The following is a 13,741-nucleotide window of genomic DNA, read 5'->3' on the forward strand; positions in this document are numbered from 1 at the left end:
TAAGGACAAACATCAATGTTACCCAAGTGCCGAAGGCAAGCATCAGTTTAAGTTTGATTGTGAAGACAAAATTCTGCATTTCGTGTCCATCCTGATTGACGATGCGACTGTGCTATGGAGTGTAGGCCCAGCAGGAGCGCGCGAAATAGTCAGATTTTTCGACGCTGGCTCTGGAGCCGGCTATAGCCGCGAGTTTTCTGTCCATGCGCATATCGACACACATAGCGTTCCGCTCCGAGCACGAATGCAAGGTATTCGTCCACCAAGGCCTTGACGGATGCTTGTGTTTGCCGCGAGCTATCCTGCAACTGATGTATCTCGTTCATTTCTAGCGTTGCCTCTCAGGAACTCTGTCTGTTCGAACCACGCGACCGAAGTGCATTCAGGTAACGGTTGACCTCAGTCAAGAGAGCCGAGTGGTACTCTCCCGGCAAATACCTGTCGTCACCCAAGGACATCAGATCTTCGATCCTCTCGCGGAACGCCCCGGCAATATCTGCCTGCATCGCGGCTGGCAGGTATGTCAGTACCGAAACCAGCAATTCGCCCCACCCAGCATCGCGGCACATTGGCGTTCAGGTCGCCATTCGGACCTATCGCGTCGACCGACACGTTTGGCTGCATCGCCGCACTCGCCGGACAATAAGTCAATTTCAGCGCGATACGTGCGCTGCTTATGATGAGCCGGTCTCGGCGACAGCGTCGACTCAGGACCCAGCCACCGTGCTGGCAATGGTCGGAAACAGGACAACGCCAGCGCAGGCTGTCAAGCCCGTCTGCGCGGTTGGTTCAAGGCATTCCTAGGTCAGCCTGTGTCACCACCGGCTACCGGCAACACGGTGCCGGTGATATAGCGTGCCTCGTCCGAAGCGAGGAACAGAATCGGCGCGGCCTGCTCGTCGATGCTGCCGTAGCGCTTGAAGAAGGTCGATTCAGTGACCTGCTTCACCGCTTCGCCCATCCAGAGTTTTTCCTGCTCGCTATCGCCGGCAGAGTTACGCGGGACACGTCGAGCAGGCGCGTCAGTCCCGCCCGGCGCAGTGGCGACCACACGGATGTTGTGCTCTGCGTACTCCATCGCCAGCGACTGCGTAATCGCGTTGACACCGCCCTTGGCCGCCGAATACGGTACGCGACGGATACCTCGAGTGGCATTCGAGGAGACGTTCACGATGGTTCCGCCTCCGCGCTTGAGCAGGTACGGCAAGACTGCATGGCAGGCGTACAGCGTCGGCATCAGGGAGCGGCGAATTTCCGCATCGATCTGTGCAGGCTCGAACTCGGCAAAGGGACGCATGCGAATCGCGCCGCCGACGCCATTGATCAGAATGTCGATGCCACCAAACCTGTGCGCGGCAAAGGCCATCGCCGAGGCAGCGCCTTCATACATCTCGAGGTCGGCGACAAACCCTGCTGTGTCCGCGCCGTGCGCTTCGGCGGCAACCTCGGAGACGAAGTCGGCCCGGTCGACGAACAGCACCTTGCCGCCTTCGGCGGCTGCGCGAAGCGCGACCGCGCGACCGATGCCCTGCGCGGCGCCGGTGACCACCATGACCTTGCCGGCAAATCGTTGCGTGCTCATGCGGTCCTCGGCGCTGCGTTGGGAGTGAACTTTTCGTAGTGGAAGCTGTTGGGCTTCACACCGTTGTCGTCGAAATGCTTACGCACTGCATCGACCATCGGCGGCGGCCCGCACAGATACACGTCCACGTCACCATCATTGACGGCCTCGGCCGGCATGTGCTGCGTCACCCAGCCCTTGCGGGGATGGGACGAATCCGTGTCGGCCACGACGGTGCTATAGGTGAAATTCGGCAACTTCGCCACGTACGCGTCGATTGCTTCGACCTGCACGAGGTCGAGGTCTCGCGTTACGCCGTAGATCAGATGAACTTTTTGCTGCGAATTCGCACGAGCCAGCACTTCAAGCATCGACAGGAACGGCGCCAGGCCTGTGCCGCCAGCGAGGAACAGCAACGGCCGCTCAACAGGGCGCAGATAGAAGCTGCCGAGCGGTCCGGTCAGCTCCACCTTGTTGCCTGCCTGCGCGGATTCGAGCCAGGTGCTCATCACGCCACCGGAAATTTTCTTGATCAGAAAACTGATTTTCGATTCGCCCGGTGCCGACGAAAAAGAATATGAACGGTGCTGGCCGCTCCCAGGAACATCAATGTTGACGTACTGGCCCGGCAGGAATACCGGCGCGGCTGCATCCACATCCACATCCAGTTCGAGCACGATGGCCGCATCGTTGTGCGATTCCACCTTCGATACGGTCGCGGCGAACTTGCTTTGCTCAGTCTTGCATGCAGTGGACGATGCCGGCACCGCAATGACGCAATCGCTTTCTGGCACCATCTGGCAGGTGAGTACGAGACCGCCTTCCTTCTCATCCTCGCTCAGCGCATCTTCGATGTAATCGTCGCCCAGGTCGTAGCTTCCGCTCTCGGCTCGGCACTTGCAGGTACCGCATACGCCATCGGAGCAATCCATCGGCAGGTTGATCTTCGCGCGAAAGGCGGCATCGAGCACCTTTTCGCCCGCCTTGCATGTAACGAAGCGGGTCACGCCGTCTTCAAAATTCAGTGCAATGTTGTAGCTGGACATCTTGCCTCCTGTACTTCTCATTTCCGCAGGTGTTTGCTCTCAAACGTGATAGATGTCGAGCACCTGGCGGATGTAGTCGTCCTTAAGCACAATTCGCTTGCAGGAAATCAACAGTTCATCGTTGACCTTTCGCAGAGTCACGAACATCGTGCCGAAAAACTGGTCGGTGGTTTTGTAACGGTGGCTGAGCGTGTTGAAGTTGTAGCGCACGTCCACTTCGTTCTCGCGCTCGGCCAGCACTTCCACATTGGTGACGTTGTGACTGGTTCGCGGTTCAGGCATCGAGGCACTACTGCGTTCGGTCTTGATGCGGAACACACGGTCTTCCAGGCCGCCACGGTCCGGGTAATACATCAGCGAAATCTGACTCTCGTGGTCGTCGGTGAGCTGGTCGTCGTCATCCCACGCCGGCATCCAGTAAGTGACGTCCCCGGTATAGCATGCAAGCCAGTCGTCCCATTGACGGTCGTCGAGCAGGCGCGCTTCGCGGAACAGCATGGCGCAAATTTTCTGGTAATCGAAGCTCATGCCAGGGCCTCCCCTTGTTCCTTTTTGAGTGCGTCGCGCATCCGGTGCACCCAGTATTCGTGCTGACACACAAACAGGCCTTCGTCTTCGCTGCGCTCGCCTGAGATGCGCGGCTTCAGTCCCATGCTTTTCGCGTTTGCGTCGGGACCTTCGACCCACAACGGCGCCCCGCGCGACAGGTCGTTCCACAAGGCAGTGGTACCGGCATAGCCAGCCTGGCAGGCGCGAAACTCTTCGAGGTCGTCTGCGGTGCCCATACCCGAGACGTTAAAGAAGTCTTCGTACTGGCGGATGCGGGTAGCCCGGTCGGCTGCGCTCTCGCCCTTCGGAGCGAAACAGAAGATGCTGACTTCGGTCTTGTCCACGCTGATTGGACGTACGACGCGAATCTGGGTGCTGAACTGGTCCATCAGGAACACGTTCGGATACAGACAGAGATTCCGGGTCTGGTTGACGATGAAGTCCGCCCTCACGTCTCCAACGCGCGCCTTGATTTCGTCGCGGTATTGATAGACCGGCCGCACTTCCGGGTTCATCGTCTTGGTCCACAGCAGGATGTGGCCGTGGTCGAACCCGTACACGCCGGCTACCGACTTGCTCCAGCTGTTCGCATCCACGGCCTTGGTGCCCTCGACCTTGCGCCGGTCCATCGTCGCGGCGTAGTTCCAGTGCACGGTGCTGACGTGGTAGCCGTCGCAGCCGTTCTCCATCTGCATCTTCCAGTTACCGTCGTAGATATACGATGAATTGCCGCGTAACACTTCCAGCCCGTCCGGGGCCTGGTCAACGATCTGGTCGATGATGACCCTGGTCTCGCCGAGGTGGTCCTCCAGCGGAATCGCGTCCGCGTTGAGGCTGCCGAACAGGAAGCCGCGATAGCTCTGGAAGCGAGCGACTTTCTTCAGGTCGTGCGAGCCGTTGGTATTGAATTGCACCGGGTATTCGGTGGTCTTCACATCTTTGACTTTCAGCAGCTTGCCGGTGTTGGCGAAGCTCCAGCCGTGGAAAGGACAGGTGAAGGTGCCTTTGTTGCCGTGTTTTTTACGGCACAGCATCGCGCCCTTGTGCGCGCAGGCGTTGATGACCGCGTGCAGTTCACCGCTCTTGTCGCGAGTTACCACTACAGGCTGGCGGCCAATCCAGGTGGTGTAGTAGTCGTTGTTGTTGGGAATCTGGCTTTCATGCGCGAGATATACCCAGTTGCTCTCGAAAATGTGCTTCATCTCGAGCTCGAACAAATCGGCGTTCGTGAAGATGTCGCGGCGGCAACGGAATACACCGTTTTGCCTGTCGTCCTGAACGGCGGTGTGCAGCAGTCCATCCAGCTGCTTGGCTTTGTCGATAATGGCAGACATGTGTGCTCTCCCTACGCGTGCTCCAGGGTATGGAGCACACGCATCGGTGTCGAAAGATTCTTGCGGAGAATTGAGCGGCAGCAGCGGTACGACGTAGCAGCCGCGTTGAGCGGTTACGCCGTGGCAGACGCACGCAGACGATGGACGACCTGGTTATCCTTGCCCTGAACCAGCGGAGTCAACTCGATGTTGAACTCGATTTCCTTGTACGCGTCAGCTTTCATGCCCAGCGCAGTGCCGCCGGTCCTTTCGACCACATGGGGAATCAAATCCTCGCGGGTGGCGTAGGCAAAGTCGTCCCAAATCAACGGGTCGCCCTCGATGTTGATTTGCGTCGTCAGCTTGCGGTACTTGTCCGTGGTGACGAAGAAGTGCACATGCGCCGGGCGGTTGCCATGGCGGGCAAGCGCGTCTAACAGTTGCTGGGTCGCGCCGCCTGGCGGGCAGCCGTAGCCGACCGGCATGAGAGTACGGAACTCGTATTTGCCGTCGACACCAGTGCTGAGCGCACCGCGCAGATTGAACTCGCTCTGCGCGCCGGTCGGGTCGAAGTGCGAATAGAAGCCTTTCGAGTTGGCGTGCCAGCATTCGACCACCGCTCCTGCAACGGGCTTGCCGTCCGGGCCGGTTACGGTGCCGCGAATAACCAGCGGGCCCGCATCCTGGTCTGCGTTGATGTCAATCTTCGATACGCCATCGCGCACGGGCGCACCGGCGACATACAGTGGGCCTTCAATGGTACGCGGCGTGCCGCCGGTAATTTCGGCCGCTTTATCCGCTGCGTCCATGCGAATGTCGAGATACTTTTCCAGACCGAGGCCAGCGGCAAGCAGCGCAGCTTCGCCGTCCTGGCCGAGCTTGTTGAAGTAGTGAACGCCGGTCCAGATTTCGTCGGGCGTCATGTCAAGGTCGTCAATGGCCTTGAACAGGTCGCTCAGCAGGCGGCCGACAACCTGCTTTGCGCGCGCATTGCCGTCCTGACTTCCGAGGTTAGCGGCGGCCTTCAGCAGGTCCTGCACTTCTTTCGTATCGAACACTTTGACGCTCATGTCTGCTCCTGAATCTCTATTTTCTATGGGGTAAACCCTTGGTTTAGCGCCCGCTTGAATATGCCCGAGAGGTATAATGGGTGCTGAAACAGAGTGTGAATGCAGAATAATGGACGCAGGAATGCCTCGTCCAACACTGATTTAGTATCGATCCATATCCACGAGGTATTGAAATGGAACTGCGGCATCTTCGCTATTTCGTCGCCGTAGCCGAGGAACGCAATTTCACGCGCGCGGCACAGCGACTGAACATGGCCCAACCGCCTTTGAGCCGTCAGATACAGCAGCTTGAAGAGATTCTTGAGGTGCAGCTATTCCAGCGCGACTCGCGCCCGTTGAAGCTCACCGAGACGGGTAAGTTCTTCTATGCTCATGCCGTCCAGTTGCTGGCCCAAACGTCCGAACTCGAATCGATGACGCGGCGCGTGGGCAACATTGAGCGCAGCCTCTCTGTCGGTTTCGTGGGCTCGACGTTGTACGGAATGCTGCCCAAAATCATCCGTCGCTTCCGCGACGAGAACACTACAGTCGAACTCAGCCTCCACGAGATGTCGACGATGGACCAGATTCGAGCGCTGAAGGACGGTCAGATTGATGTCGGGTTCGGCCGTATCCGGCACGAGGACGCAAACATCCGCCGGGTGATTCTCCGCGAGGAGAAGATGATCGTTGCCCTCCCTGAGGGGCATCCACTCTCACTAGCCAAGCCCGTCCTCGCTCTTAGCGACCTGGTCAACGAGACCCTGATTATTTTCCCTAAGGCGCCGCGCCCCAGTTATGCAGACCAGGTGCTGTCGGCATTCGAAGACCGTGCTATCAAGCCTCGCCGGATCTATGAAGTACGGGAGTTGCAGATTGCGCTAGGCCTCGTAGCAGCGGGAGAAGGAATTTCTGTCGTTCCGAGCAGTGTGTACGGCCTGAAGCGGGACGATGTGAGTTACAGGGAACTGGACGACCCCACGCTGGTTTCGCCAATCATCATGAGCATGCGTGCGCTCGACGAGTCGCGGGACATTCGGGAAATGCTTGAACTCATCTATCGGCTGTATGAGGAGGAAAGGATACCCTATACACCTCGTAACGATTTGGGGCGGTGATACCCTGCCATACTCCGGGGGTATGGCACCAGACGTCGACGGTGTTGGACAGCGGGTTATTGGGCGCGCAATACTTCAGCAACCCCTCCACTCTAACATTCCAGGTATGAACGCCCAAATCACCTCCGTCGAAGCGATTCTGGTTGACCTCCCAACCATTCGCGCGCATCAGCTAGCCATGGCGACGATGCAGCAACAAACCCTGGTCATCGTCCGTCTGCGCTCCAGCGATGGCATCGAGGGGCTTGGCGAAGCGACTACGATTGGCGGTCTGTCGTACGGCGACGAGAGCCCCGAAGGCATCAAGCTGACCATCGACACTTATCTTGCACCTGCTATTGTTGGGCAAGACGCGACCAACATCAACGACGCAATGCTCAAGCTGAACAAGGTTGCTCGAGGAAACCGGTTCGCCAAGTGCGCAATTGAAACGGCTTTGCTGGACGCTCAGGGCAAGCGCCTGGGCGTTCCCGTTTCAACGCTTCTTGGCGGCGCTGTCCGCAAGACGCTTCCGGTCCTGTGGACGCTCGCAAGTGGCGATACCCAACGCGACATCGATGAAGCAGAAACCCTGCTCGCCGAACGTCGCCACAATACTTTCAAGCTGAAGATTGGCCGGCGCAGCGTTCGTGATGACGTAGCGCACGTATCGATAATCAAAGCCGCGCTCGGCGACCGTGCCAAAGTCACCGTAGACGTGAATCAGGCCTGGAACGAGGTTGACGCAGCGCTGGGAATCGAAGCGCTTGAAGCTGCTGGCATTGACCTCATCGAGCAACCCACTCCGCGAGAGCAGCGCGGAGCACTCGCCAGACTTGCATCGCGTTTCATCGTACCCATCATGGCCGACGAAGCAGTGACGGGGCCGGAGGATGCCCTCGACCTCGTACGCGGTGCATGTGCAGACGTCTTTGCTTTGAAGATTGCGAAGTCCGGCGGAATCTACGGAATGATGCGTACAGCCGCCATTGCGGATGCAGCCGGAGTGTCCCTGTATGGCGGCACGATGCTTGAGGGCAGCATTGGGTCAATTGCATCGGCACACGGATTCGCCGCTCTCCCACAACTTGCCTGGGGTACCGAGTTGTTCGGACCGCTCCTGTTGAAAGACGACATCGTCACTGCGCGCCCCCAGTATCGGGACTTCGACCTTCATTTACCTGAAGGGCCCGGTCTGGGCCTGCATATCGATGAAGAGAAGCTCGCTTTCTATCGTCGCGACAAAAATAGCTGAGCGCACAGTCAATCCAGCACCAGGCACATCGAACCATTCCAACTATTGTGCTGGCGGACCCGAGAGACCCCCCTACTTTTTTGAATGAGAAACACATGCTCTATCTCGTAAGAATGGATGTACACCTGCCACACGATATGCCGGCGGCTCACGCTGACGAAATCAAGGCACGAGAAAAGGCGTACTCACAAGAGCTCCAGCGCCAAGGCAAGTGGCAGCAGCTACATCGCGTTGTCGGTGAGTATGCGAACTACAGCGTCTTCGACGTCGACTCGCACGACGAACTGCACACCCTCCTCTCAGGTCTGCCACTGTTTCCGTATATGACGATGAAGGTGACCGCGCTCGCGCGTCACCCGTCGTCCATCCGCTGAAGCCGCAACGGATGCCATGAATCGCGACACCGATGGTGCTTTAGTGTCTACCGTTCCCAAAGGGAACTGGTCCGTGTCGGCAGTAACCACCGAGCTGCTTGCCGTCAAGCATCTCCTATGCGGGGACGCGTGCGATATTTTTTCAGGCGGCACGCACCCCGCATATTGGCAATGAGGTCGTCGCATGTTGAGTCTGGTCGATTTCGATGGGTGCGGCGCAAAAATCACGGCAACGGAAATGCATAGCTGGAATTGTTTCCTGTCGTTCCTGATCGAAAACACTGCAAAGCATCGTCGCCGGATGTCATCGGGACGCACATACGAGCGACTATTTCGAACAGATCGTGACAGCCTGAACAAATGCGTCCTGTTGCGCCGGTTTTTGGAAAAACGCCTCAAGGTTCAGATGCTCCTCCTTGGCGATTTGCTGCAGGCACAGCGTATTGTTTGCACCAATGCTCGACGGCGCGTAGATCACCGCCGCAGCAAACAATCCGAGCGCCGTTACCGCAATTGCACAACCGACTACCCATCGCCTCACTTCTTCGGAGTGCCGACCGAGGCGTGCGTTCTGACGCGCTGTCGCAGGCGAAATCATGCTCTTTTCCATGACATCCTCATTTTTGATTAGCAAGACAATCATCTGGTGCGCACACGATGCATTTGTCGCCTGTGCTCAGGCGAGCGCCTTCCGGACCCCATGCATACTGGAGACGGCTGTCTCGAATAGTTCCGGCCCGATCTTCGCACGCAACGTTCTTGCAATCTCCGAACTCGCAGCGTTAATAGGCCTATCAAGCGCTTTTGCCGCGTCCGTCGGAAAGATTCCCCATTCCCTAGCATCCGATTCGCCCTGCTGCCGCTCAATCAGACCCTTACCGGCGAGATTGTCAATGAGGCGGGTCGCGGTTGGCCGCGCAATACCTAACACATCGGCGACATCACTGGCCAGGCATCCAGGCGAAGCTAGCACGACCCTCAGCACGAATCCCTGAGCAGGCGTCATGCCGAACCTGGCGTAGACGGCTGCCCACTCCCGCTCGGCCAGGCGAGCGAGGGCCACTGAATTGAAATACAGACAATGATCGAACATGTTGTCATTTAAACCCACTATAGTTAGCAAGACAACCATATTTTAACGCGCGACAGGCACATGCAATAACTTCGCCGTTACAAACTCTCGCATCAGGCCACTGCGGCCACCACTTCACGCCGTGGCGTAATGCGCCGATGCCGGCGCCACCGACAGGTTCTTCGGATCGAACACCCGCTGCACCCAGCGATGAGCACGGCCGTTGTCGTCGTCTTCCGGAATAAAGCGGTCGCGCGAATGCAACGTGAAAGTGTTGTTGATCAGCACCAGCCTCCCCGGCGTCACCTGCACACCAAACGACACCTGCCGGATCGCCTGATACAGATCGTCCAGTGCTAGCTTTGCCCGCGTATTTGCGGCAAGCATCATGCCGGGATAAAACGGCACCGTCACCCGGGGAGACTCCACCGGTCCGGACAGCACCACGCTGAGATCGGTGTTGTCGCGAGGCGTGGGCGTCGCGCCAGCGATACGCAACACGGATGATGTGGAGCCCCGTCCGTACAGATACTCGATGTCTTCGTCTGACAGCAAAGCGAGTGCGCGCCGCGCGTCGGCAAGCCGGGGATGCAGGCCACCGCCGGCAACGTCGTAGCCCGACTGCAGACGTCATCACATCAGTTCAGTCGAATTGGCTGGCCGTGCGAAAGCACGCCTGAGCCAGTCGCGCCTTGATTTTTGCAAGATCGTTCGGCGCGCCCTTCAACTGTTTGTGGTACGACACACGAGTGTGCCAGCGGGCGCCGTATGGACGAAACGAAAGATCATTGCAGTGTGTTCAGAATTTTGGCAAGCCCGACGGGTTGCTTTCGGAACGGTTCAGCGCCTCGGACTGTATCCCCCAGCGCGCGAGGGAGCGCGCGTAAGTACCATTGGCGATCACACCATTGGTCGCGAGTGTCAGCCCGTTGATGAGTCCGCTGCATTCCACAGTTCGGAGGTGCGCGCGGCGGTCCAGATGGTCGGCTGTTCCGTGCCTTGCATTTCCTCATAAGCGCGGCTCACATCGAAAGGAAACACGAACTGGAAGACCGGCCAGTCGCCAAATACCGGCTTCATCGCAGTGAGCGTCTAGAGAAGATACCCGAATTTCAAAACTCCGCCGCTCAGATCACTGGCCTTTCACTGCCTCGGTAGCCGCTTCGTCAATCAATGCCGCCACCTCAACCGCCTTCGATATAGGAGATGCATGACTCGCCGCGAGAGTAATCACTTTCCTCGCATTGAGTCGAGCCGACATTTTCTCCTGGTTTTCCGGCGTGATCATCCGGTCCTCGCTGGAGATCTGGTACCAGGACGGTTTCTCCTTCCAGGCCGCAGCGGTAATCACGTCGCCGAACGTCTTGGCAAGGGGCGCCTTTTGCGTCGCGGCCATGACGAGGCCTTCTTCCGGTGTAAGGTCCGGGCAGAAGCTCTCGGCGAATTTATCGGCCTTAAGCCACAGATACCCGTCGCTGTCGGGTTCGAGATTGTGTGCCGCGACAGGAAGATGCTGCTGGGTGATTCCGCCGGGACTTTCGCCCGCATCCGGCGCAAACGCGGCGATATAGACGAGACCTACTACGTTCGGCTGATCCCCTGCCTCGGTAATCACAACGCCGCCGTACGAGTGGCCGACAAGCAGGACGGGGCCGTTTTGCTGCGCGATCATTTTGCGCGTGCGCTCGGCGTCGTCGGCAAGCGATGTCAACGGCATTTCAACTGCGTGAATGGATGTATAGCCCTTGCGTGAAAGCTCAAGGATAACCTTGCTCCAATGAGCTGCCCCTCCCCAGAAACCGTGTACAAGGACAATCGCGGGTTTGTTACTCATGATTTGACTTCCCCTGTTCGTCCAGACTGCTCGGCGGTTCATCCAGCCCGAGGGTACAGCGGAAGTCGGATCGGAGGTCTTTCAGAAACGGCAACTCATTCGAACCCGGATTGCCAAGAAAGGTGGTCAGTCCTTGCTCGCGGAGAATTTCATAGCACGCTTGATGAACGGTGGTCATGAGAATTTTTCCAAGTCAACGCTTCGATGCTAGGTCCCGCCACAAAATAAGTCAAATAATCCATTTCTCTATTTCATAATAGATGTAGTCTATATACAAGTACGGCCACGACAACTACAGATCTGAACCTAATTCGTACTCTTGTCGCCATCTGCGAGAGTGCGGGCCGTACCCTGCGACATACATGACGCCCCCGTTTTGCCAGGCCCTCATTGGTAATGGGTCGATAATTGAGATTGCGACCATACATCCGGACTGTTGCGGGGCGAGTACGGCGCCTCTGTCCCTGATGGAATTTGCCGATCGGGTTCTAATCACCACCTCGCGCTCGAAGCGCCTGTGGCAGGGAAGAGTATTCCGATCCCGGTCCAACCTATCTTGCCATCACGTCATGACTGCCCGAGCAACCTCTTGGGGGGAACCTCTACCCGATCGGATTATGCGTCGGCTCTAGACGGCGCGTAATCCGATCGGAACATACGACCTTGTGCGAGCAGTGCCAGACGATTCGGGCATTCCTGTTGGCCACTGCCATTCCATCACGGCGATGTTCTTGTGACGTAGCTCCAGCAGGCGATAAAGCCAGTCCGAGAACGCATCGCCCTTGTTGGCGACGTAGCGAACGACAGCCTTGCCGAACGGGAGTCATACTGACTTGCTGATACCCAGCAGCGTCGGTTTCCCGAAACACAATAAGGCGGCGAATCGTTTCTCAATCAACAAGAAGCGGTCGATTTCCGAACAGATTTCACGTCTGTCAATGCCGCCCGTAATTTCCCCCCTCCGACCACCTGCACCCCATACGGATGACGTTCCGCCGGTCAATACTCTTAATGCAAATGCGGTCACCGGCTGTCCAAGTCAGATGCTAGCTCGCTCTTGGGAATTGCGTTCGAACAACCCTCGCACCGCGTTCCAATGCATCAAGATGATCAGCCCAAGCCTGAATCATCTTTCTTCGCACTGCCAAGTATTCGGCAAAGTTATAAGCTCCGCGCACCTCATCTCGCTCGCCATGAGACAACTGCCGCTCGATAGCGTCGGAAGGCCATCCCAGTTCGTTCAACAAGGTCGAAGCCGTGCTTCGAAAACCATGACCCGTCATCTCCTCACGTGTGTATCCGAGTCTACGGAGAGCCGCGTTGACCGTGTTCTCGCTCATTGGTCGCGTGCTTGTCCGGATACTGGGAAACAAATAGCGCCCATGCCCCGTCACTGAACGGAGTTCCTTCAACACTGCAAGCGATTGCGTGGAAAGAGGAACGATGTGTTGTTCCTTCATCTTCATCCGAGATGCAGGAATCCGCCATTCTGCTTGTTCACAGTCGAACTCCGACCACTCGGCCTTTCGCAATTCTCCAGGGCGGACAAACGTCAACATGCCAAGCAACAAGGCACACCGCGTCTCGAACGCTCCCATGTAATCCCGAATCGCGCGCACCAACTCTCCCACCGCCTTGGGATCCTGGATCGACGCGTGATGCCGTTTCTGCGCAGGTTTGAGTGCGTCGCGAAGATCCGTTGTTGGATCCCGTGTGGCCCGGCGAGTGACTACTGCATACCTGAAGATCTGGCCGCATTTCTGCAACGCACGATGCGTAAGATCGATCGCGCCACGTTGTTCGATCCGTCGCAAAACCGTCAGCAATTCCAGAGGCGTAATCTCCGCAATCGGACGACCGCCAAGCCACGGGAACATATCACGCTCGAGTCGATGGAGAACAAGGTCCGCGTATTCGCTTTCCCACTTCTCTTTAGTCAGCCCGAACCATTCGCGCGCCACGACCTCGAAGCTGTTGGCGGCCCTGTCTGCTGCCGCAGTCTTCTGAGCCTTACGTGCCTCGCCCGGATCATATCCAGCAGCGAGCTTTCTACGAGCATCATCGCGCCGCTCGCGCGCGTCCTTCAACGGTACATCCGGATAGGTGCCAAGAGAAATCAGCTTCTCCTTGCCACCAAAACGATATTTAAACCTCCACCAACGCGAACCGTTCGGGTTGAGTAGCAGGAAGAGGCCGCCACCATCCGACAACTTCGTCGGCCTGGGGCCAGCCTTGGCGTTGCGAATCGCGGCGTCTGAAAAGGGCATGGGGGTAACTCCTCTTTGTGGCATCGAGTTACCCCCAAAGTTACCTCTGCAAAACGATAGAAGTCAACGGAATCTAACAACCGTCTTGAGCATGAAGAATGAGCAAAAGCGCCCGCCCATCAAGGATTTGAGAGATTCGGACAGAACGTCTGGGAACACGCTGGAACAGCGAATGGTGGGCCGGGTGGGATTCGAACCCACGATGTCCTTTCGGAGGCGGATTATGAGTCCGCTGCCTGCAACCAGCACGGCGTCCGGCCCAAGAAAAAGACCCGGTCTGAAGGCCGGGCCTGTTCGGTGATTGGCCGACATACTACACGAAAA

Annotated in this window: 14 protein-coding genes, 1 tRNA gene and 1 pseudogene; 3 read left to right on the forward strand and 13 right to left on the reverse strand. The window is 57.6% G+C overall.

What is annotated here, in order from left to right; genetic code table 11:
- Positions 1-805: 805 nt before the first annotated feature.
- The 5 genes from benD to catA form a co-directional block, all read right to left on the reverse strand.
- Positions 806-1,582 (reverse strand): benzoate diol dehydrogenase BenD, encoded by a 777-nt coding sequence (gene benD / locus DLM46_RS24325; RefSeq protein ID WP_115104710.1) that lies wholly within the window; start codon positions 1,580-1,582, stop codon positions 806-808.
- Positions 1,579-2,607, reverse strand: a complete 1,029-nt coding sequence (benC, locus tag DLM46_RS24330) for a benzoate 1,2-dioxygenase electron transfer component BenC (RefSeq protein ID WP_115104713.1) — start codon at positions 2,605-2,607, stop codon at positions 1,579-1,581. Before benC ends, benD begins: the two co-directional genes overlap by 4 nt.
- A gap of 39 nt (positions 2,608-2,646) precedes the next feature.
- A complete protein-coding gene (gene benB, locus DLM46_RS24335) occupies positions 2,647-3,135 on the reverse strand; it encodes a benzoate 1,2-dioxygenase small subunit (RefSeq protein ID WP_115104716.1) in 489 nt (162 codons plus the stop codon).
- Positions 3,132-4,490, reverse strand: a complete 1,359-nt coding sequence (locus tag DLM46_RS24340) for a Rieske 2Fe-2S domain-containing protein (RefSeq protein WP_115104718.1) — start codon at positions 4,488-4,490, stop codon at positions 3,132-3,134. Before DLM46_RS24340 ends, benB begins: the two co-directional genes overlap by 4 nt.
- Positions 4,491-4,603: 113 nt before the next feature.
- Entirely contained in the window at positions 4,604-5,539 is a 936-nt protein-coding gene (gene catA, locus DLM46_RS24345; protein WP_115104719.1) for a catechol 1,2-dioxygenase, read from the reverse strand.
- A 173-nt stretch (positions 5,540-5,712) separates the two neighbouring features.
- Here catA and DLM46_RS24350 point away from each other — a divergent pair, with 173 nt between their 5' ends.
- The 3 genes from DLM46_RS24350 to catC all read left to right on the forward strand — a co-directional run bounded on the left by DLM46_RS24350 (position 5,713) and on the right by catC (position 8,244).
- The gene (locus tag DLM46_RS24350) at positions 5,713-6,636 is read left to right on the forward strand and encodes a LysR family transcriptional regulator (RefSeq protein WP_115104722.1); all 924 of its coding nucleotides are present in this window, start codon (positions 5,713-5,715) and stop codon (positions 6,634-6,636) included.
- Positions 6,637-6,742: 106 nt separating this feature from the next.
- A complete protein-coding gene (locus DLM46_RS24355) occupies positions 6,743-7,870 on the forward strand; it encodes a muconate/chloromuconate family cycloisomerase (protein WP_115104725.1) in 1,128 nt (375 codons plus the stop codon).
- A 95-nt stretch (positions 7,871-7,965) separates the two neighbouring features.
- Positions 7,966-8,244, forward strand: a complete 279-nt coding sequence (gene catC, locus DLM46_RS24360; RefSeq protein WP_115104727.1) for a muconolactone Delta-isomerase — start codon at positions 7,966-7,968, stop codon at positions 8,242-8,244.
- Positions 8,245-8,572: 328 nt separating this feature from the next.
- On the opposite strand, the gene DLM46_RS24370 is transcribed toward catC, so the two are convergent.
- The 8 genes and pseudogenes from DLM46_RS24370 to DLM46_RS24410 all read right to left on the reverse strand — a co-directional run bounded on the left by DLM46_RS24370 (position 8,573) and on the right by DLM46_RS24410 (position 13,678).
- Complete coding sequence (locus DLM46_RS24370) at positions 8,573-8,854, reverse strand: hypothetical protein (RefSeq protein WP_133300369.1); 282 nt, start codon at positions 8,852-8,854, stop codon at positions 8,573-8,575.
- A 66-nt stretch (positions 8,855-8,920) separates the two neighbouring features.
- Complete coding sequence (locus DLM46_RS24375) at positions 8,921-9,337, reverse strand: MarR family winged helix-turn-helix transcriptional regulator (protein ID WP_115104975.1); 417 nt, start codon at positions 9,335-9,337, stop codon at positions 8,921-8,923.
- A gap of 114 nt (positions 9,338-9,451) precedes the next feature.
- On the reverse strand, positions 9,452-9,871 hold the full coding sequence (locus DLM46_RS24380; protein WP_244306356.1) for a Fe(II)-2OG oxygenase family protein: 420 nt from the start codon (positions 9,869-9,871) through the stop codon (positions 9,452-9,454).
- A gap of 244 nt (positions 9,872-10,115) precedes the next feature.
- Positions 10,116-10,265 (reverse strand): annotated as a pseudogene (locus DLM46_RS40480) (ABC transporter substrate-binding protein); the annotation flags it as partial.
- A complete protein-coding gene (locus tag DLM46_RS24390) occupies positions 10,238-10,396 on the reverse strand; it encodes a hypothetical protein (RefSeq protein WP_208866319.1) in 159 nt (52 codons plus the stop codon). The pseudogene DLM46_RS40480 and the gene DLM46_RS24390, both read right to left, overlap by 28 nt.
- A gap of 52 nt (positions 10,397-10,448) precedes the next feature.
- Entirely contained in the window at positions 10,449-11,150 is a 702-nt protein-coding gene (locus tag DLM46_RS24395; protein ID WP_115104734.1) for an alpha/beta hydrolase, read from the reverse strand.
- A 1,046-nt stretch (positions 11,151-12,196) separates the two neighbouring features.
- On the reverse strand, positions 12,197-13,417 hold the full coding sequence (locus tag DLM46_RS24405) for a tyrosine-type recombinase/integrase (protein WP_208866320.1): 1,221 nt from the start codon (positions 13,415-13,417) through the stop codon (positions 12,197-12,199).
- Positions 13,418-13,590: 173 nt separating this feature from the next.
- Positions 13,591-13,678: transfer RNA gene (locus DLM46_RS24410), tRNA-Ile, on the reverse strand.
- Positions 13,679-13,741 lie beyond the last annotated feature (63 nt).

The organism is Paraburkholderia lacunae (genome assembly GCF_003353175.1).
GTDB classification, from domain to species: domain Bacteria; phylum Pseudomonadota; class Gammaproteobacteria; order Burkholderiales; family Burkholderiaceae; genus Paraburkholderia; species Paraburkholderia lacunae.